The 20021-nt window shown below is 57.7% G+C and carries 14 protein-coding genes and 3 pseudogenes; 6 read left to right on the top strand and 11 right to left on the bottom strand.

The window, feature by feature from the left end:
* Positions 1–5: 5 nt before the first annotated feature.
* Entirely contained in the window at positions 6–1490 is a 1485-nt protein-coding gene (locus KEC55_RS30750) for a flavin monoamine oxidase family protein (RefSeq protein ID WP_282508806.1), read from the bottom strand.
* Positions 1491–2020: 530 nt separating this feature from the next.
* Positions 2021–2480 (bottom strand): annotated as a pseudogene (locus tag KEC55_RS30745) (transposase); the annotation flags it as partial.
* 272 nt (positions 2481–2752) lie between these two features.
* Here KEC55_RS30745 and KEC55_RS35160 point away from each other — a divergent pair.
* Positions 2753–3226 carry a helix-turn-helix domain-containing protein gene (locus KEC55_RS35160; RefSeq protein ID WP_432626306.1) on the top strand — a complete coding sequence of 158 codons (474 nt, stop codon included), beginning with the start codon at positions 2753–2755 and terminating at the stop codon, positions 3224–3226.
* A gap of 501 nt (positions 3227–3727) precedes the next feature.
* Here KEC55_RS35160 and KEC55_RS30740 read toward each other — a convergent pair.
* Positions 3728–7096, bottom strand: a complete 3369-nt coding sequence (locus KEC55_RS30740) for a hybrid sensor histidine kinase/response regulator (protein WP_282508805.1) — start codon at positions 7094–7096, stop codon at positions 3728–3730.
* Between the two features lie 165 nt (positions 7097–7261).
* Between KEC55_RS30740 and KEC55_RS30735 the strand changes: the two genes are divergently transcribed.
* A complete protein-coding gene (locus tag KEC55_RS30735) occupies positions 7262–7918 on the top strand; it encodes a response regulator transcription factor (protein ID WP_282508804.1) in 657 nt (218 codons plus the stop codon).
* A 221-nt stretch (positions 7919–8139) separates the two neighbouring features.
* Entirely contained in the window at positions 8140–8802 is a 663-nt protein-coding gene (locus KEC55_RS30730; protein WP_282508803.1) for a response regulator transcription factor, read from the top strand.
* Positions 8803–9006: 204 nt separating this feature from the next.
* Here KEC55_RS30730 and KEC55_RS30725 read toward each other — a convergent pair whose 3' ends face one another.
* The 7 genes from KEC55_RS30725 to KEC55_RS30695 form a co-directional block, all read right to left on the bottom strand.
* Complete coding sequence (locus KEC55_RS30725) at positions 9007–9684, bottom strand: hypothetical protein (protein WP_282508802.1); 678 nt, start codon at positions 9682–9684, stop codon at positions 9007–9009.
* An 87-nt stretch (positions 9685–9771) separates the two neighbouring features.
* A complete protein-coding gene (locus KEC55_RS30720) occupies positions 9772–10320 on the bottom strand; it encodes a hypothetical protein (protein WP_282508801.1) in 549 nt (182 codons plus the stop codon).
* Positions 10321–10328: 8 nt separating this feature from the next.
* Positions 10329–11120: a hypothetical protein gene (locus KEC55_RS30715; RefSeq protein WP_282508800.1), complete on the bottom strand. Its 792-nt coding sequence runs from the start codon at positions 11118–11120 to the stop codon at positions 10329–10331.
* Positions 11121–11458: 338 nt separating this feature from the next.
* The gene (locus tag KEC55_RS30710) at positions 11459–11929 is read right to left on the bottom strand and encodes a hypothetical protein (protein ID WP_282511476.1); all 471 of its coding nucleotides are present in this window, start codon (positions 11927–11929) and stop codon (positions 11459–11461) included.
* Positions 11929–12627 carry a pilus assembly protein gene (locus KEC55_RS30705; protein WP_432626305.1) on the bottom strand — a complete coding sequence of 233 codons (699 nt, stop codon included), beginning with the start codon at positions 12625–12627 and terminating at the stop codon, positions 11929–11931. Before KEC55_RS30705 ends, KEC55_RS30710 begins: the two co-directional genes overlap by 1 nt.
* A 15-nt stretch (positions 12628–12642) precedes the next feature.
* Positions 12643–14772 carry a TcfC E-set like domain-containing protein gene (locus KEC55_RS30700; protein ID WP_432626320.1) on the bottom strand — a complete coding sequence of 710 codons (2130 nt, stop codon included), beginning with the start codon at positions 14770–14772 and terminating at the stop codon, positions 12643–12645.
* Between the two features lie 236 nt (positions 14773–15008).
* Positions 15009–15539 (bottom strand): CS1 type fimbrial major subunit, encoded by a 531-nt coding sequence (locus KEC55_RS30695; RefSeq protein ID WP_282508798.1) that lies wholly within the window; start codon positions 15537–15539, stop codon positions 15009–15011.
* Positions 15540–15738: 199 nt separating this feature from the next.
* Between KEC55_RS30695 and KEC55_RS30690 the strand changes: the two are divergent.
* Positions 15739–16264, top strand: a pseudogene (locus tag KEC55_RS30690) (transposase); the annotation flags it as partial.
* Positions 16265–16316: 52 nt separating this feature from the next.
* Here KEC55_RS30690 and KEC55_RS30685 read toward each other — a convergent pair.
* Positions 16317–17222, bottom strand: a complete 906-nt coding sequence (locus tag KEC55_RS30685; protein ID WP_282508797.1) for a LysR substrate-binding domain-containing protein — start codon at positions 17220–17222, stop codon at positions 16317–16319.
* A gap of 185 nt (positions 17223–17407) precedes the next feature.
* Here KEC55_RS30685 and KEC55_RS30680 point away from each other — a divergent pair, with 185 nt between their 5' ends.
* Together KEC55_RS30680 and KEC55_RS30675 are read left to right on the top strand one after the other, a co-directional pair.
* Positions 17408–18688 (top strand): MFS transporter, encoded by a 1281-nt coding sequence (locus tag KEC55_RS30680; RefSeq protein ID WP_282511472.1) that lies wholly within the window; start codon positions 17408–17410, stop codon positions 18686–18688.
* A gap of 69 nt (positions 18689–18757) precedes the next feature.
* Positions 18758–19911: pseudogene (locus tag KEC55_RS30675) on the top strand (IS110 family transposase).
* Positions 19912–20021: the final 110 nt, after the last annotated feature.

The raw sequence follows: 20021 nt of genomic DNA, 5'->3' as shown, positions 1-20021 counted from the left end.
CTCTCCTAAGCACGACGCAACGCATTGAGCGCCTGAAGCGCGCTTTGGTGACCCGATCGAACGGCGCCGTCCATGTAGCCGGCCCAGATGTTCGCGGTCTCGGTACCCGACCAGATCAGGTTGCCGCACGGCGCGCGCAGTGCTTCGCCGTGCGCGCTCCAGAAGCCGGGCGGGATCGCCGATATGCACGTGAGCGTCCACGGGTCGGCCAGCCCCCAGTCGCGGTCGTGGTACGACACCGGCGCGCGCGCGTCGTCGCCCCACGCCTGCGCGTACAGATCCATGAGCATCTGCTTCGCGGCCTGCGGGTCCGACGGCACCAGCGCATTCCGGACGAACGCGTTGATCACGCCGATCTCGCCGCCCGGCGGCGAATTGTCGTAAGCCCAGAAGATCGGCCCGTCGGTCTGGAAGAGGTGGCCGTTCAATCCCTTATCGCGCCAGAACGGGCGGCGGTAGACCATCGCCGTCTTGCGCGCCGGCGAATGGGCCGGCCACGCGCGCTGCAGCGCGTTGCGCCCTTCGGGCAGCGGCGGGTCGAACTGCACCTGGTGGCACAGCGCCGGGTGGAGCGCCATCACGACCTTCTTCGCGCGCACCGTGCCGCGATCGGTCTGCAACGTGACGACGTCGCGATCCCAGCCGACGATCCGGCGCACCGGCGACGAAAGCCGCACCTTGTCGCCCAGTTGCTGCGCCATCCGGGTGCTGAGAATCTGCGAGCCGCCGACGAAACGCGTTTCCTGCGCGCTGTGCCTGATCGAGTCGAGCTGTGAGTAATCGCAGTCGGCGGAATTGATCATCGACAGAAAGTGCAGCAGCCCCATCTTTGCCGGCGCGACGCCGCCCGACAGCGAGATCGACGAGTTCCAACCCATCCGGTCTTCCGGTTTGATGCCCTGCGTCGCGAGCCAGTCGCCGACCGACAGCCGGTCGAGCTCACCGGCCTTCGGCGACGTCCACGGCGCACCGGACGGCACGTCGCGCGACAACTTGCTCAGCTTCGCCGCGACGGTTTCGTCGGTGCCGAACGTGCCCTGCAGGTCGATCTCCGCGCGCCCGTCGCCACCGAGAATGACCGTCTTGCCCGCGTAATAGCTCGGGAACGTGCCAACTTCCAACTCGCGGGCGAGATCGGCGACGGCCGTCTGGCCCGGGCCGATCCACTGGCCACCGACCTCGGTCACATACCCGCCGCCCACGTCGTAGTTCAGCGTGCGGCCGCCCACTCGATCGCGCGCCTCGAGCACGACGAACGATTCGCAGCCCGCGTAGCGCAGGTCCCGCGCGGCCGTCAGGCCGGCCAGCCCGGCGCCGACGATTGCAACGTCGAGCACGCCTGCGTCATGGCCGACGGCCGGCGCCGCATCGGCCTTCGCCCGTGCGGCGCCGAGTGCCAGCCCGCCCGCCGCGACCGACGCGCCCGCGACCTTGAGCCACTGCCTGCGCTGCAGGTCGGCCGCTCCGCTGATGGATGACTTCCTGGACATGATGTGTAGGTACCGCCTGCAAATGGCGCGAGCGGCGGCCGCCCCGGCGGCACGCGACCATCACTCGCGCGGAATTTGACGACTGGATGCGAGCGCGCTCCGCTTTACCTGCCGCCGGGGCACGCACCTCGAATCAGGTAGGTGATCCCGTTCGCATTCCTGCCTGTAAACGTGCCGAATTTCCTTGTGTCGATATGGATTTTCCGGCGCCCTTAATTAGTAAATATTGCAAAAGATAGGTCATCATACATACTTTCTGGCAGAAAAAAAAAGACAGGGTATTCCCCTGTCACGCAGCACCTGGCGGTGATTCCGAAAGGCCGTGGTAAGCAAAGTATCGCAACTCCGACCCACAAGTTGCCATTTCGTGTGTGAGGGTCGACCCGGATTCATGAGTACGCGACGCTTCGGATACTGACAAACATGCTCAGCGACCGAATTACGCTGCTCGGCGACGCAGCCTCCAGCCTCTTCACCGTCGCGCTTGTAGCGAACAGCCTGGCTCCAACTTAGTCGTTGTCCGACAAGTCAACGTACCGGTAGCCGAAGCGCGGCACTTCCGGAGCGGCCGCAATCAGTCGCTCGCCCAGGCTCCGATCCTTCTCCGGTTGCTTGAGCGTATAGGTTGCCACCCGGCGACTCAGCCCCAGGTAGCAACATGCCTTGCGTTGCGAGAGCCCCGCCGAGTCAGGACTTCCGGCGCTTCGCGCCGGCCCGTCGGGGTGCTCATTTTTTTCGGCTGAATTCCTTCAGGCCGTCGATCACCAGCATCTGCTCGGCGATCAGGCGCTTGAGCCGATCGTTTTCCGATTCCAGTTCCTTAAGCCGACGCGCGTCAGCCACGTCCATCCCGCCGAACTTGTTGCGCCAACGATAGAACGTCTGTTCCGAGATGTTGTGGCGCTTGCACAGATCCTTCACCGGCTCGTCCCGGCTCTCGGCCTCGCGCAAGATCCGGATGATCCGCTCGTCGGTAAATCGCTTCTTCATCGAGTTCTCCTTGCCTCTAGGACAAAAGAGAACTCACTTGCCAAATGGCTACAAGAAACGCCTCAGGTCAGAAGTACTTAGCGCCAGCGTTGCGCGGTGTTGACTCGCGCGCCCACTCACACCCACGCAACGGATAAGAATTAAATTTAAATCACCTCAAATCACTGATTTAAATTTCAAAACACCTACTTAAATTCTATTCTTTAAATATTTTTCTTGAAATTCGAAAAATATTTTCTACCCTCCTCAAAGGAAATTTACCCGAGGTTGCAATGAGTCCGTTCTCTGTTGCATTGCGGCAGTTGCGCGCAGAGTATGACGTTGCTCAGGGACCGCTGGCCGATCGCCTCGGCCTGCGCCAATCCTACATCTCCCAACTGGAGCGTGGGGCAAAACTACCCAAGGACAAGGACCTAGTCAGAAAAATCGTCCAGGCCCTACACCTTCACCCCCAAGAAGAAGCTTCGATGTGGCAAGCATTCCAAGCGTCTCGCAAGTTCGACTTCCCTCCCTCGGACGCGCCCGCAGCCGCCTACAGGTATTTTGCGAAACTTTCGGACGCACTCCCAAGACTAGCTGCGTCGGTATTGGCGACGACGACGCATCGTCCCCAATGCCACAACCGGTGCCGATCAGGCAATGGGCTGATCGCGGCATATAGGAAGGCCATTGCTTCCTCAGGATCGTCAGCCTGCAGAGACAAAAGCTTAGGGGGTTCTCGCAACCATTTGAGTACTACGGCTTGATCTTCGTCCCGACTAGTTAGAAGCACATCCGGGTTAAAGGGTATCGCGGTGGCTCCGGTCCATTCCGACCAAACCTCTTCAAGGTTTCGCAATCCAGCTGGTCTGCAGCCAATTTTAACTGCTAACCATTGTGCAACAGCAGGACACATTTCCAACCAATGTACTAGGTCGTCACCATCGATCGCGATGATGTCTCGCCACGGTCCATGCGCTTTCTGCTGAGCTATCAATCACCTAAGTGTCGGGGATTGCAGCCATGCCTCGGGTGCCGACAAACCTACGTCAGCGCATTCTCGATGTGCGGATCGATTGGTGGGGCGCGGAAAACCAATACCCAAGGGGATCTCGAACCAAAGTTGCCTTTTCCCGCCGTCTGGTACTAAAGATGCCCCACCTCTGCACGACCGGCACTAAAGTTACGCAGACTATGCGGAGATTAAACAGGGTCCAGCGCCGTTCATGAATGGGCATGTCGCTCGTCCCAATCGCCGCCCTCGTCCGTCAATGCGAATCGTCCGCCAGAAACGCCGCCAGCACATCGTCGAACGCCCGCCATTCCGCTCTCGCCTGTCCGAGCCCTGCTGATTTGATACGCTGTTCGAGCGCCCCACATTGCTGCCCGAGATCACGTTGCTGAAAGATGCCCAGCGCGCCCTTTAACGAATGCAGCTCCGCCAGCATCGCCCGCTCGTCGCCGCGCGCCAAGGCAGCCTTCAGCACCTCGCGCGATTTCGCGAACGACTCGCGGAACGTGGCGACGAGTGCCGGCGACATTGGATGACCGCCGACCAATGCGCCGTCACCGTCATCGCTGGCCCCATGTTCAACTCCGTCCATTGCTAGCGACAGCACGCGCGCCAGACCGTCGAGTGACAGCGGTTTCGACGCCACGGCATGCACGCCGAGCTCAGCGCAACGCTGCCGCTCGTCGACCGTCGCGTCAGCAGTCACCGCGACGATCGGCGTGTTCGGCCAGCGCGCGCGCATAATCCGTGCGAGTACATAGCCATCCATGCGGGGCATGTTGAGGTCGGTTAGCACGAGGTCGAAGGTTTCATCCGACAGCGCCTGCAGCGCGTCGACACCGTCCGTCACAAGCCGGGCCTTACAGCCAAGCAAGGTCAATTGCTCGTCGAGCAGGTGACGGTTGACCTCATTGTCTTCCGCGACGAGGATGCGCAATCCGAGCCGTTGCGCCGGTGCGTCATCGCAGTTCGCGGTACCAGTCGCGTGCGCGCCGTCGATCACAGCGAGCGGCTTGCCGTTTAGCAGATGTTCGAGCGCGGTGCGCAATCCCGCCGGCGAATAGCACGACACGGACAGCACGCGGCCTACACGCACCGGCTGCAACGGGCCGCTGAAACTGCAAATGACGACCGCGGCACTGTCCTCGACGACCCGGTTCTCGCTCTCCGCCGACCAACTGCCGCGATCGCCGCAAATGATCAGCGCGCCCGCGCCCCCTTCAGCCATCTCATCGGGATGACGAACCGCTTCGACCACGGCACCCCACACCTCGATCACCGGTACCGCATACGCGTGCCATTCGTCGGCGGCAGCCAGCAGCGTCACACGCTGTCCTGCAAAAATTCGCGCATCAGGTACGACAGGCACGCCGGTGCGATCGAGTGGCACGCGCACCGTAAAGCGACTTCCGTTGCCGGCTTCGCCTTCAAACCCGATCGTGCCGTTCATACCAACGACAAGGCGCTGGCACAGCGCAAGGCCAAGGCCCGTTCCACCGAATCGTCGTGAAATCGACGAATCGGCCTGCGTGAACGCGTTGAACAATCTTTCACGCTGCGCCGCATCGATACCGATACCGGTATCCGACACGCTCATGACCAACGTGCCGCCCACTCGCGCATCACCAGATGGTGCTTCATATCCGACGGCGAGCGTTACCTTGCCTTCGACTGTGAACTTGATCGCGTTCGACAGCAGATTCTGCACGACCTGCGCAAGTCGAGCCGGGTCGCCCCGCATCGGCTGGTCGATCGAGATCCCGAACGTGCCATACAGCGCAATGCCCTTCGCCTCGGCGACCGGTGCGAACATTGCCAGCGCGCGCGTCATCACGTCAGTGGGGGCGAACTTTGTCTGTTCGAATTGCATCGCACCCGCCTCGATCTTCGAGAAATCGAGCACATCCTGAATGATGGCGAGCAGGCCATTCGACGACGCGCGGATCGTGCGCAGGCGGTCCCGCTGCAGCGCATTCATCGGCGAATGCGCGAGCAGCTCGAGATTACCGAGGATCGCATTCAGCGGGGTACGGATTTCATGGCTCATCGCAGCTAGAAACGTGGACTTCGCGGCGTTCGCTTGGTCGGCTGCAAGCTTCGCGTCACGCAGCTGCTGCGCGAGCCGCTGGCTCGTGGTCACGTCGACAAATGCCGTCACCAATACATCCTCGCCAAGGTAGCGGCCCAGCGCGAAGCGGGCCTGCAATGCAATCTCGTCACCATCGCGGGTGGGAAGCGAGACGTCCTCCTGGAACACCTGCGCATCCGGTGCGGCAGGTTGCCGCGACCGGATTCGTGCGTAGCGTGTCGTCAGCTCAGTGAGCAGGCGCGGCGTGCCGCCATCGACCAGCTCCGTTAGCGTCGCCAGCGACGAGCCGCCGTACAGCAACTCACCGCTGCCGGTCGATACAAGACCAATGCCGACCGGCACCGTCTCGATGACGGTACGGCTCAAGCGCTCGCTCTCGAACACCTGCTCGGAACGGGCGTACATCGGAAGAAATACGCGGCGATTCAACAGATAGAGCAAAAACCAGATCGCCACGAGCACCGATGCAAGCACGATCGCCGCCGCCAGCCCCTTGCCACAGACCGCCGCTGCGATGTCCCGCCACGAATACGTGTAGATCAGTGTGTACCCCGTCCCGCACAGTCGCTGCGAAATAATCATACGATTGCCGTAGTACTGTTCGCCCGGCTCAACCGCGTCGACCGAATGCGTACGCCTCCAGCGAGTCACGAGTTCCCGCAGTGGGTTGCCGGGCCCGAAATGCGCAGCTGTAGCAAGGATCTCACCGGCATCATCGACGATTGCGAACACGCCTCCATATCCACCGCTCGCGACCGGCCAGATCAAATCATCCGGATCGACTTCGTCGACGAGAACAGCAACCGCACGGTCGTTCAGCATCACAGGCGCGGCGAGCCGAAGCTTGCGGGCGCCATCCGGTAGCAAGTACAGACTCGACGACCAGTGCACGTTTTTTGGTCCGCACGATGCGTGCGCGCTCGTCTCGTCCGCCAAATGCACGGCGCCGTTCGCAAGTTCGTTTATAAAGGCGGCACGCCCAGTGTCGTCTTTCAGGCGTTCGGGATAAAAAATCGCAGACGACGGCAGGATCGAAACGATCCGCCTATCAGGACTGAAGAAGAACTGTGTCACCTGCCGCCCAAGCACTTTCGAAGTCGCAACGTTTGCTCGCCCGATCTGCGAGGCGAACTGAAGATATCGTTCGATCGTCGCATCATCGAGCGAAACGCCCGGCGCGCCGGCAATAGCTAGTTCCAAGCTTTCGGTCGGGAATGGCTTCCAGTAGAGCAGATTAGAGTTTGTCCGAAAGCGTTCGATCAGGCTACGCGGAATCGCGCGTTCGTCGTCCCACGACAATTCGGCGCGAACCAGACCGTTCAGGAACGAATGCTCGTTCTCAACGATACGCCCCCGTACCAGACGATGCGCGACGGTAAACATCTGGCGCTGATCTGACACATAGGTCCGAACCAGCACTACCACCTCGGCAAGCAACGCGATCAGGATTCCCAGGACTGCCGCCCAGCGTGCGCCGGCCATCAACAGCCGATGGTAGCGGCGCAGTTCGTCCAGCGTCTGACTGAGAACAGGCATAGGTATTCAGGGAGAGCGTTGTTCAGGTAAACGAAGTGTATCGCTAACGCTCGATGCCGACGAATGGCGACCCGACAACGCATGCATTCAGGTGCATCGACTCGGTTAAACTAGCGGTCTTATTCCATCAATGCCCCAGGATCCGCTGCCCGCGGCCACGCCCCCATGAAAATCCGCCTGATTCTGTCGGACGATCACCCAACGGTCCTGTCCGGCGTTCGTCATGAACTGGAGCGCGCCCCGACGATCGAGATCGTCGGAACAGCCACCCGCACCGACGAACTCATTGCACTTCTGCCTCGAACACCCTGCGATGTGTTGCTCACAGATTACGCAATGCCAGGGGGTGCGTTTGTCGACGGGCTTCCGCTGCTGCAATACCTGCGACGTACGTGGCCAGAGTTCAAGATCATCGTGCTGACAACTATCGACAATCCCGCCGTGCTGCAAGAAATAGCCAAAAGCGGCGTGCGCGGCGTGCTCAGCAAACTCGACGACGTAAATCATCTGATCGCCGCTGTTCATGCGGTGTATGCGGGTGCGACTTACTTTTCTCCAAGCGTGGTCGAGAGAACGCGCTCTCCTGCGCTAGTACCTCGTGCAACGCAGCCATTGACGCCTCGCGAGGCCGAAGTCATTCGCCTGTATACATCCGGCATGTCGATTGGCGAGATCGCCTCGCAACTGAATCGCGCAAAGCAGACGGTCAGCGCGCAAAAGGTTCGGGCGATGAAAAAGCTCGGTATCACGCGTGACGCGGATCTGTTTCAGTATGCTTATGAAACGGGATTGACCGCGACCGCGCAGGAGTACAGTCGCTGACGGCTTTCGGAATCGTCGGTCCGACTGCGCCCAGGCATCGTCCTTCGATGCGTTCTATCGTTCGAGATACTGAACACCCCCTCGAACATTCTGAGCGTGACATACATAGGACATGTCCTACTTAATAATCCGAAAAATCGGACACGTCAGCCACACTTGACCCTATCACCTCGCTACATTCTGAGAAGTCAAATCAGAATTCAGATGCGAGGAAGGTTCCCATGCTGGCCAACACTACAATCAATGTTGTCATTGCTGACGATCATCCGGCGATCGTCGCTGGTATCAAATCTGCATTACGCGAACTCAGGTCGATCCATATCGTCGGCGTTGCCTACAATTCCACCGAGATCGTCGAATTGCTGTCGCAACATCCATGTAACCTGTTGCTCACCGATTTCGCGATGCCGGACGGTAAATTCAATGATGGTCTCTCCATGCTGACGTATCTGCGTGCTCACTTCCCCGATCTACCGATCATTGTCTTCACCGGACTCGACGGCGTGAACCTGACCAACAAGCTTCTCAAGCTCGGAGTCAACGCGATCGTCAATAAAGCCGACGATATTGGGCATCTTATTTCGGCGATCTACACGATACTTTCCAACGCTGTCTATCTGTCGCCCAGCGTGACACACGCGGAGCCCGAACGGCGGAGCGGTCGCAAACACCTCGACCTCACGAAGAGCGAAACCGAGGTGTTGCGGCTCTATGTATCTGGCATGTCGGTCAGCGACATCGCTGCCCACCTCAATCGGACGAAGCAAACGATCAGTGCGCAAAAGATCAAGGCAATGCAAAAACTTGGCGTCAAGCGCGACGCTGATCTGTACAAAATCGTTTATGAGTCGCAGTGGGGCATGTCGGCAATACTCCGAGCCTGATGGCTTCTCCACCAACGGGGCTTTTAACTTTGGTATCCGCAGAAAAGCATAAGCGCGACGTGAAATTTTCCACGATAATTTCCGAACTGCTTTTAAACGTAATGGAATACGGGGGATTCGAGTGTCGATGACGCAGGTCTTCAGATCAACGCAACTTGAATACCCGATGAGAATACAAATCGCCCCCAAACTATTGTTCACAACTTATAGTGAATTGACCGGTGTAGCCCCACTACAAGCGGGATAGCCAGGAACTGCCACAACACGCCCCTGCACCGGAATCGGGACACCGGGATAGACGTTAAAATCATCGAGCTTCTGACCGTCTGCTTTGGCCCCCTCCACCCGATAGTGGACATTTCCCGTTGCCGTCAAGAGCGCGCCGGACCCCTCGCACGAAACAGTGAGTTCCCTACGAGGTTTCGCCGGCAGTTGCCGAACGATCCCGCTGAAAGCGAGGTTGGCGACCACGCTGGCCGCTGGTCTAGTACGACCGCCATCGAGCACCTTGACCACCGGTTTCACGTCGAGTCGGTAGACGATCTCCGTCTCGATCGGATGTAAAGCCTTGAGCACGAGCGTCTTCGTCTGCCCAGGTGCCAGGCTCATCCTGAACGGATAAGCATAAAGTGACGGCTGCGCGATCTCACCAATCGGCTCGAGACGCTCCCGGTCCAAGGGTACGCCGGGGTTCAGCAGGCGCGACAACGAGATCTTGACGTATTCGTTGCGATCGCCGTTGTTGATCACCTCGACCGAGGTGACCTCGCCCCGCACCGCTACCTCCTTTGGCACTATGTCGATTGCCGCGATTGCCGATACGGGTATAGCAAGGGCGGCCACACAAGACATGCGCAACAGCGTAAATAACATGCGTTCCATGCCGAAATATCCTCAAATGGTTTCCCACGCCGACGCGTTCGGTGGTAACTCTGTTCACGCAGTGGGCGCTGGACGAAGCACCGGTAGTCAAGGCGCCGTGATCACCGGCTCGAACGTTATCGACAGCACGCCACTGTACGTGCCGGTCGTGCTCTTGAAGTCGCCCGCGGGAGGATAGGCCGAGATGTCGAGGTTGTAATACCCGACCGAATCTACTCCCTCGACCGGCGCCGACGGATTCTGGAATTCCGTAGACAATCCGACCTGCAGCGGCCGGGATACGCCGCCTTCGATACCCAGCCTGACCGTCGGCGTGCGAAACGCCAACTCGGGAGTCGATTGATGCGTGATCGTCAGCGGTGAATCCAGGTAAACCTGGAAGGTTCCGCTGCTCGACACGATCTTCAACCGTGCCTGCACCTCGTAGGGCGTCTCCCAGCCGCCAAGTTGCTGCATCTCCAGCCCTTGATCGAACCACCCACCCGCATCATTCGTGACGAACAAGTTGTTGGGGCGTGTCACATGGGCAGTGACCGCGCTCTTCATCTTGCCAGTCAGTATCACTCTCTGTGCGTGCGCAACAATTGGTAGCATCAGGATGACACACAGCCATTTCCTCATGGTTTGCTTTCGCATGCCCGTTCCTAGGGTTTGACCACTACGGTGAATACAAGCACGTCAATGTAATCGCCCTCTTTCACCTTGGCATCGACGCTGGTCTTAAATGTCGGTACAAAGCACGTCTTTCCTGAACTATCAAACGACAGCCCAGCATTTGAGGCGTTTGGAAGAGACAGCGTCGATGTGCCGCTGTCCAGTGTTACGCTATACGGGATTACCTGCGTCGCCTCGGACACGTTCTTGAGCAAGTACCGGTTAGCGACGATACCGTTGGCGTTGCTCGCGTCAATGACAAACTTCTTGCCTTTGACCGCTCGCCCGGAGTAGGTGAAGCAAAGCTGATTCGATATCTCGGGGAATGTTTTTTCCGACTCCCCTCGCGATAACTCGCCAAGACTCCAGTCCGGCGCCGTCATGTCTACTGCGATATCCAGCGGCGTGGGGAGATCCGGGTTTGCGACTATGCTGCATGCCCCCCGAGACTCTCCGACACGAATATATGCCATACCTGATTTTTCGTAATAATCACCAGGATTACCACCACCATACTGGGCAGCCAAAATACCAATTGCGGGCCAATCGGCAATTTTTTTATTTGATATTCTCACACTTACTGTCGCGACCAAGGGTTCCTTCGTACCCCACCAATTTGGAGACTTGCCACCGTAGTAGCCGGTTCCACGGAGAGGAAAGCCGCTGCCGGTAAGCCAGGCACGCATACCATTGAATATAACGTCGGAAATGACAGGCTGACCTTCTTCAGAGAAAGCACCATTTTCATTATAAGTGTATACAAGTACAGCTCGCGTTCGCATGTGAGTTTCCCCGGCGCTAGGAAGCTCCCTTTTATAATCTATCGAGACAGTGAAATTGCTCGTTCCATCTCCATTGTCCATCCATGAGCATCCACCATATCCATTAACAAGGCTTGCGGGCTCCATCCGGGGCGCCACCCCAGCACTCGCGCATTTGCATGCTAAAAGAATAACCCACATCGCCAATCGATACCGCTTATCACATTGAATTCCAAAAAGCAAAGTTCTTTCACTCCTTGATGCCGCACTAGGCGATGCCAATAAACATCTAAAAAAGTAATTTCCTGCGCCGCGGCATCGAAAATCATGGGGATGATCCGCCATCCAAACGGAAAGCGTTATCGCCCTCGCCCATTCCTCTGGTAAATAACGACGCCATAGCCAATACTGACGAATAACGGCGCCGCCGTGCCCTCCACGTGATTCGCGTCGACGGCGACGCGCTCCCTTGGCCTGAAGGTCACCCGCCATACCTCACTCTGTCTCGGCACCGAAATCTCCTTGAGCGACATCCGGTAGCGCTGCCCTGGCGCGAGCACCAGCCGCCGGGGCAGAACCAGCAGCGCCGGCCGCTCAATCACCTCGACCGGCACCCGCTGCTCCGGAACTTGTCCCGGATTGATCACCCGCTGCTGGCTGATGTCGAGATACAGCGGCGTGTCGCCGACGTTCTCGGCCCACAGTTCGCTCGCGGGCTCGTCCGGCGACAGCGTCAATTCGGTGTGCGACAATTTCAGAATTCCCGCCGCATGACTGCTGAAGCAGCACAGCACCGTTAGTGCGCCCAACGTCCAACTCACGCGCTTCATCACGGACACGTCAGCGTCTTCGTCATATCGTCTACACGCAACGTCATGCTACGCGTCGAAAAATGCCGTGGCGTGCCGGGAAACACCGCCAGCGTCTGCGCGGGTTTCGTCTTGTCGTAGACCACGTCGGTGAGGACCTGTCGAATGTTCCCCGTATTTTCCAGCGTCAATCCGCCGTCCTCGCAGCGATACGTCCAGCCCGCGCGTTGCCTGCCCGGCGCAGGCATGTGTCGGACCAGCACCCCATAACCGATCGCGACCGACATGGGAGCGGTAATCTTGTCCTGCGGCGCGCTGTCGACCTTCAGCGACCTGACCGGCACGACATACAGCCGATAGAGCTCCTCTTTTCCGGGCTCCATCAGCGACTTCAGCACAATCGAACGGGTCTGGCCTGGCCCCAGCGTCAGCTTGTCCGGGCTTGCGAGCACCCCGGGATGCTCGAGTTCACCCAATGCGACTTTTTTTTCCGGAGTTTGGCCGGGATTGGTGACCTTCTGTACGGAGATATTGAGATAAAGCGGCTCGTCTCCTCTATTTTTCACGGTCACCTTTTGCTCGTGAGTATTGAACACCTTCGTTGTGGCCGGCAGCACCATCAGCTCGCCCTCCGCATTGACGGCTTGACTCGCGCCCAACAGCGCCCCGCACAACATGAAAGTCGCGATTGTCCATTTTGTTTGCATCATTTTCTTCATGATTGTTAGTACCTTTCAGTCACAGCGGTAGTAGCTGCCTTGAGCCTGTTTGAGGTTGCATAGACGGTGCTGTCCGTCATGCTCGACAGTGATCGACGACAGCAGCTTCTTGCTGACGACCGAAAACAGCCCGTTCGGATAGACCGTATCGCCGGTTTCGACAATCTTCCCACTGAGTGGCTTACCGCCAGCATCGGTCAGGAACCCGCTGTAAATCATGTTGATGTCGACACGCGCCTTCGCCGAGTAGACCTGCCCTGGATGCGCGCGCACGATGTTGGCGGGAACCTCGATATTCATGTCGAGATCCTGACTATTGCTAAAAACACGTGCGAACGATACATCGCGGTAGGCATTCAGAGGAACGGCGTAGGTGCTGTTACCGGCTACTGGACTGCCTTCCACAGTGAATCCATATCTCATGCCGCCCATCGCCGGTGTGGTCAACAGCATGGCGCTGCCACTAGAGCTATAGCGGCCGAGCGCGACGCCATCCTTGCTCGCTGCCACCATGCCTCGATAATTGAAGTCAATGTTGGTGACCGTACCTGAGCGGCCAACGTTCAGCGATGCATCACCGCGCGTGCCAGAACGGCTGCCGTAAACACTGACTCCATAATCGTTGCGCACGCGGTTGGCGTTCAACCCGATCGACGAGGTACCAAAACTGTCCTGCCAATCCTTACGCACGTCGGCGCTCAACTGTGTCTGCCCGGCTGAGTGCGCGGCACCGAAGTTCGCCTGCACTTTCTCCAGCGCCATGGTCATGTTGAAGTACACGCCATAGCCACTGCTTCCCTGCGAGAAGCCTCCCTTCTGCACGCCCAGCGCGAACGTGGCCCACAGGCCATTCGGGCGATAGTTCCAGCGCACCTCGGCCTGATGGGAACGACCGAAGTTCGATTGCTGGTAGTTGTAGCCGAAAGTCGCTTTGCGAATGCTCCGGCTGTACGATGCCGCCGTGCTTGGTTGGCCTCGATAGAGGCGCGACACATTCGTGTTCTGGTAGCGACTCACCGACAGCGCTCCGAACGTCGCGTGCGCCAGCGCAAGATTCACATAGGCGCCCGCGCTGTATTCGCCGCCCAGGATACCCAGTGTCGGCGTGACCTCGACTCCTGCCATTTGCGTGGGCCGAGTGACGTTCGCTTCAGCGGCCCACCTGCCGCCCTGCCCGGCCAGTATCGACGTGTTCAGATAGAACAACCGCAGGTTCCGGCTTAGAGCGGCCTCAAGCAGATACCCGCCACCGTACATCTCCTTACCAGCTGTCACATGCCACGCATTGCCACTGGCCAGCCCGAAATTGAGGTTATTGATCTCACGCGTTTCGCTACTGACAACGTTCCCACTTCGATCGACGAGCCGCACTTCAATCGTGTAGTAGCCACCCGGGAGATCGGCGAAACTGATCTCGTTGCGGCCAATCACGGCCGGGCGTTTCGTCACAAGGCGCCCGCCACGATAGAGTTCGTAGTTTCCATCCACTATCGCGTACAGGATCAGCGACCCAGTATGGCTGCCAGCTTGCAAATGCGACTGACTGCCCAGGGTCACGAACTGATCGAAACTCGGCGAAAGTAGCGTGCTGACTGAACCAGACGAATAATCGATGCTGTTCTGTCGGCCGGCGCGGACATACGTGTTCGCAAAGTTCTTCTGCAGATAGTACGACGACACCCCGTGCGCGCTGCCGCGATATTGACGAGACCGGGTGTGACCTGCATACCAACTCACGTAACCAAAGCTCTGCGACGGCAAGCCGACCCAGGTACTGCCGTTGACGTTTACCGCGCGATAACCGTCCGAGGAAGCACGCAAATCCACGGCTTGGTTGTTAACCATACCCAGGCTCGTCGGCGGCGCAATATAATCCTCACGCGAATCTCGAATCGAGATCGATCGCTTAAGTTTGTCGACACTCACGAAATAACCGTCGATCTCGACATCGCAGCCGTTTCGGCAGCGCTTATAGTCCAGTTGCGAAACGATACGCTTCAGAGTCGCTACATCTTCTGCCGAGACGCCATTTTTCTGATACTTTTCTTCATCAAACGTGAGTCCACCGGTCGCAGGCAAGTAACTGACAAAACTCGGAAGGGTTCCGCCATTGAAGGTGGCAACATAGCTTGCGCCATCATCCAATTCGGCCGCACTGAAACCCTCGGGAACCCCGTACGACACATTCAGCTGTGCAAATGTGCCACCGGAAAAAAGAAGGCTCACGGCCAGCCATAGTCTTTGAACTCGAAAAGGTACTTGATCGATGGACACGCCAATTTATTTAATTAATATAACTTAATAATAAATCCTCCTTTCAACACCCGACACGGAGGAGCGGGAGCCCCGCAATGAACCGAGTTCCCGCACGAAATACCGATTTAGTTGCCACCAGAAGCCGCGACCGGCTCGAACACCATCACCAAATCGCCACTGTAGCTACCGTTCGTGCTCACGTCGCCAACCTGCTCCGGAGCGTCGACGTTGATCGTTACGTCGTGGATCTCGTCGTACCCGCCGTTGCCGACAACCGCCTGCGTGATCGTCTGAACAGAGCCGAACTTTACTTCCGAGTCTCCCGCCCCCCCCCCCATCACGACCGTCGCATTCGCCATTTCATACCGGCCGTTCGACAACTTCAGCGGTTGCGCCAGCGAGACGTTGAAATCCGGGTTCTTCGTCCACACGCGAATCGGCAGCTTCTTCGAGAATTTCGCCTGCGTGTAGTCGCTCGGATCGAGAGCTTCCGTGCCATACCAGGTCGAGCCATCGGGTTTCGACACGAACATGGCGTCGTTGATCGTCGCCGTCAGCGTGATTTTCTTCTGCACAGAATCAGCCTGCGCCCCACTCATCGCACCGAGAAGTGCACCAGCAACACCGATCACCATCGAGATTTTTTTCATCTTCATTTCGCCATCAATTTAAACGATTTAAGTGCACAGATTCATCGACCTCGTCCCAAAAAGGCTCCTTTAAGACGATGTATCTGCCACTCAAATAGTGGACGTTTCGATCACAAAATTCCATCTGACAATTCAGATTCTTCGCTCTCATTCCATCCGCCCCCATTACATGGAACCACCCCAATCGAAAGCGGAAAGTTCTGGCATGAAAGTGTCATCAAGACCTGGAGGTCATACCGCGAAGAAGGGCAAGTTCACTGAGGAGCGGATCACATATGCGTTGAGAAAGGCCGAGCTGGACACGCCTGTCGCAGAGGTCTTCCCCAAGCTGAGGAACGGCAACACGACGCTCTACAATTGGCAGATGAAGTACGGCGGGCTGTCGCCCTCGAAGCTACGCGGCTAAAGCGGCATGAGGAGGAGAATGCAACGCTCAGGCGACTCTTAACCGATCTATCGTTGGACAAGAGCACGCTGCAAGAACGACGTGCGCTCAAAGAAGTTTTCAAGCCGCCTCTGCGCCGTGAACAGGTCACGAACTTGATGCAACGTATTGGCGCAAGCCAGTGGCAGACCTGCGCGTTGGTGCAACTGTCGCCGCTACGAGCCGATTGCGCGGGATCAAAGCGTGCTGGAAATGCACGTCAAAGAGATCATGTACACGCCGGCCGCACTACAGTACGGCCTGCGTGTACATGATGCTTTTCCGGGATGGTTGGCGAGACAACAATAGCGGTCACGCCTTCGTCGACCCAAGGTTTGCGAATATTTTTTTGGCTGCGCTTATTCCGGAAGCGGAATAATGCCCTCAGGAAACGGACTCGTTTGCAGGCATTCCTTGAAATACTCTGCCGTCGGAGTTAGGTAGCTATTCCGGCGTGTGACGATACACACTTCTATCGGAGGAAGTTTTTTTTGCAATGGGAGAGCACATGCACCTCTAGGGGCAAGTTCATGTTCGAACAATGTCGTCGAGAATAGCCCCAATATATCTATCTTACGGAGCAAATGCGCAGCTACCGCGAATGATTCGCACTCGATGACTTTCGTGGGAACGTCGAATCCCTCCGCTTCGAAGATGCGTCGAAAGTATCCGCCTGCGAGTGATGGAACCGACCACGTCTGATCTTGTAATTGCTTGAGAGATGTAGCCGTCGAAAGCGGATGGGCAGGCCGTGCGGCTGCGACCAACTGCATGAGAAATAGCGGTTGTCGTTGAAACTCGTCCGACGTGTCGCTTGGAATCGTATGCGTCACCACAAAATCGAGCGTACCGTTCTGGAGCTTCGTCAATGCTACGGTGCCTGCATCTTCGGTCACACTAAGGCGCGCCTGGGGCATCCTGGCCATGAACTGTTCAAGGGCCGATGGCAAGATACTCACGCCGACCGTTGACGTGATGGCGACTGCGACATGTCCGTGGCCACCAACTTTCATGTAGGTCATCTCCTCCCTTGCCCGACGCATCTCCTCCAGAAGCAATTGTGCCCGGACTTGGAATACACGCCCGGCATCGGTCAACTCCACTCCGGCCACGCTTCGTCGTACCAGCGGAATACCGAGGTCGTGTTCGAGCTCTCGCAAGGTGCGTGTCACGGCCGGTTGGGACACAAACAACGCCCTAGCCGCAGAACGAACGCTTCCATGCTCGGCAATTGCAACGAACGTCTTCAACTGTTGAGGTTTCAACGTACCGACTCCATCTTGGTGATAACAAAAGCTGATCAGATCGGCAAAAATTTTGTCTATCAGGCATCGTTTTGATTCTATAGCATCGGTCCACGAGACGGTGGCGCATCGGCGTCCTCTGATGTGGCTCCAATACTATTAAATGACTTGTTGTATGCGCACGACAAGTCCGAACAAGGTGAATGATGGTCAGCACAACGATAGTTTCACAGGAGGCCAGACCGGCTTCGCCCCATGCGTGGCGAGTCATCGCGGCAGCATCCATCGGAAACGCACTGGAATGGTTCGACCTGGTGATTTATGCCTTCTTTGCGGTCACTATTTCGAAGTTATTTTTCCCGTCAGGAAGCGATACTGTTTCCCTTCTACTTACACTCGGGACGTTTGGTGTTTCGTTCTTTATGAGACCACTCGGCGCAGTCGTACTAGGGGTGTATGCAGACCGAGTTGGCCGAAAGGCGGCGCTAACTTTATCGATTCTTTTGATGATGGTAGGGACGCTATTGATTGCAATAATGCCAACTTATCAGTCAATTGGAGTGCTCGCCCCGATAGGTATAGTTATCGCACGGATGATTCAAGGCTTCTCTGCAGGAGGGGAATTCGGTAGCGCAACCGCATTTCTCGCCGAGCATGGAGGTCATCGGAGAGGGTTTTATTCAAGCTGGCAAGCAGCAAGCCAAGGTCTCACAACATTGCTCGCCGCGTTAGCCGGCACAATTCTCACGACCTCCCTGACACCAGAACAAGTACTCAATTGGGGGTGGAGAATTCCATTCTTCTTTGGCCTTCTGATTGGACCTGTTGCATATTACATACGGACCAGCATTAACGAAACACCCGAGTTCCTGACCTCGGAGACGACGCAGACACCATTGGCAGATACGTTCGCTACTCAGAAGCAACGCCTTTTGCTTGCCGTCGGAGCTGTCGTGGTCGGCACCGTATCCTCTTATCTCATCGTATATATGCCCACGTATGCGATCAAACAATTGGGCATTCCAGCATCCGCCGCATTTGCGGCAACGATTATGACGGGCGTCATTCAGATGATCGCGGCTCCAATTTTTGGCCACCTTTCAGATCGATTCGGAAGAACTGGAATCATGTTGACTGCGGCCGGGATTTTTCTCATATTCTCATACCCCCTATTCCACGTACTTCATCGCCATCCTGGAATCGAGACACTTGTTGCAGCTCAAATCTTCTTCGGCGTCTTGATCAGTGCTTACTTTGGTGTTTTACCTGCATTGCTAAGCGAGCTCTTCTCCACGCAGACGCGCACTACGGGTATGTCGATCGGATATAACTTGTCGGTCACAATATTCGGCGGATTCGCACCGTTCATTATTACTTGGCTAATAGGCGTCACTGGCAATCAGTTGGCGCCAAGTTTCTACCTTGTTGCCGCTGCAACGCTGAGTTTCGCCTCTCTTTGGGGAATTCGGAAGTTGGGTTTGCGATGAACGCCCACGGCTCGATTGGCGTTGCCCCTGTAGCTCCGGACACGGCATCACACTAAGGTTGCTGAATCCATCGGGCGCTGGAATTCGCAAGGCAAGCGATATTTCAGCGCGCTACAGGGATGCTTCTCGCTGCAATGCTCGAACGCGATGGCCAAGCGGCGTGTCCTCATCGTCGAACTCAAGACTCATGGTCGACTCCAGTTCGTCGTCGACCAGCCGTCCACCATCGACGCGCTTCCAGTGGCCGTCGCCCGCGCTGAAGGCATACTCGTCACCTATCTGCCCGGACTGGCCACGCGCCGCATTACCGATCTGCATACCGGTGAAGTCAAGACCGGTGCCCGCAATGCCGCGATCATTGCCGAAGCCGCCAGCTCGATGCCGCATACGCTGCGCTCGCTTCGATTGGCCGACGAGCACCTCGCCGAGCTCACCGTGCTGTGCGGCTTCGATGATGATCTCGCCGCTCAGGTCACTCAAACCGGTAACCGTAATAACGGCCGGCTTACTCAGATTCATCCTTGCGCTCGAGCGTGTTCTCGGACCGCGCCTTGACCGTCCAGCGTTACTCGATCTGCTTGAGCGCTATCCGTCGCCCGCCGCGCTTGCCGGCACCAGCGAGAAGACGCTCGCCAATCGCCTGACCAGGCTCGCTCCCCGCATGGGCAAAGGCTTAGCGGCCAAGATCGTTCAGGCGCTGGGCGAACAAGCCGTGACCGTGCCCGGCACGCAAGCCGCCACCATCGTCATGCCCCGTTTGACCCAGCAACTTGCGGCCTTGCGTCGGCAACGCGACGAGGTCGCAGCCGAGGTTGAACGACTGGTGCTTGCTCACCCTCTTTGGCCGGTCCTGACCAGCATGCCGGAAGTCGGCGTCAGGACCGCAGCCAGACGCCTGACCGAAGTTGCCCACAAAACCCTCGCTTCGGCCGCCCATCTGGCGGCCTACGCTCGCCTCGCGCCGGTCATCAGGCGCTCAGGCTCGTCGATCCGTGGCGAGCACCTATCCAGACGGGGCAACAAGGTACTCAAGCGAGCCTTGTTCCGCTCGGCCTTCGCAGCCTTACGAGACCCAGTCTCGCGGGCCTATTACTCGCGCAAGATCCAGCAAGGCAAGCGTCACAACCAAACCCTCACCACTTGCACGGTGACGCTGCGACGTTCTGTTCGCCATGCTGCGCGACGGCACGATTTATCAACCCAAATCAACCCCTAACGCTTGACTAACAACATCGCCCCCCTCATGCGACGCCGCAATAGACGACGCCGGCAGATTTCGCCGGCCAGCACGCCGCCCAAGACGATTGGACCACCCCAAAGATCTGAAACTTTC

Origin of the sequence: Burkholderia cepacia, from assembly GCF_029962485.1 — a bacterium.
Classification (GTDB): domain Bacteria; phylum Pseudomonadota; class Gammaproteobacteria; order Burkholderiales; family Burkholderiaceae; genus Burkholderia.
Note: the sequence above shows the minus strand (reverse complement) of the source record. Positions and strands in the feature narration are given on the sequence as shown.

Excerpts from the sequence above, each read along its gene's own strand:
- KEC55_RS30750 (WP_282508806.1), bottom strand. The coding sequence starts at position 1,490 with ATGTCCAGGAAGTCATCCATCAGCGGAGCGGCCGACCTGCAGCGCAGG.
- KEC55_RS35160 (WP_432626306.1), top strand. The coding sequence starts at position 2,753 with ATGAGTCCGTTCTCTGTTGCATTGCGGCAGTTGCGCGCAGAGTATGAC.
- KEC55_RS30740 (WP_282508805.1), bottom strand. The coding sequence starts at position 7,096 with ATGCCTGTTCTCAGTCAGACGCTGGACGAACTGCGCCGCTACCATCGG.
- KEC55_RS30735 (WP_282508804.1), top strand. The coding sequence starts at position 7,262 with ATGAAAATCCGCCTGATTCTGTCGGACGATCACCCAACGGTCCTGTCC.
- KEC55_RS30730 (WP_282508803.1), top strand. The coding sequence starts at position 8,140 with ATGCTGGCCAACACTACAATCAATGTTGTCATTGCTGACGATCATCCG.
- KEC55_RS30725 (WP_282508802.1), bottom strand. The coding sequence starts at position 9,684 with ATGGAACGCATGTTATTTACGCTGTTGCGCATGTCTTGTGTGGCCGCC.
- KEC55_RS30720 (WP_282508801.1), bottom strand. The coding sequence starts at position 10,320 with ATGCGAAAGCAAACCATGAGGAAATGGCTGTGTGTCATCCTGATGCTA.
- KEC55_RS30715 (WP_282508800.1), bottom strand. The coding sequence starts at position 11,120 with ATGCGAACGCGAGCTGTACTTGTATACACTTATAATGAAAATGGTGCT.
- KEC55_RS30710 (WP_282511476.1), bottom strand. The coding sequence starts at position 11,929 with ATGAAGCGCGTGAGTTGGACGTTGGGCGCACTAACGGTGCTGTGCTGC.
- KEC55_RS30705 (WP_432626305.1), bottom strand. The coding sequence starts at position 12,627 with ATGAAGAAAATGATGCAAACAAAATGGACAATCGCGACTTTCATGTTG.
- KEC55_RS30695 (WP_282508798.1), bottom strand. The coding sequence starts at position 15,539 with ATGAAGATGAAAAAAATCTCGATGGTGATCGGTGTTGCTGGTGCACTT.
- KEC55_RS30680 (WP_282511472.1), top strand. The coding sequence starts at position 17,408 with ATGGTCAGCACAACGATAGTTTCACAGGAGGCCAGACCGGCTTCGCCC.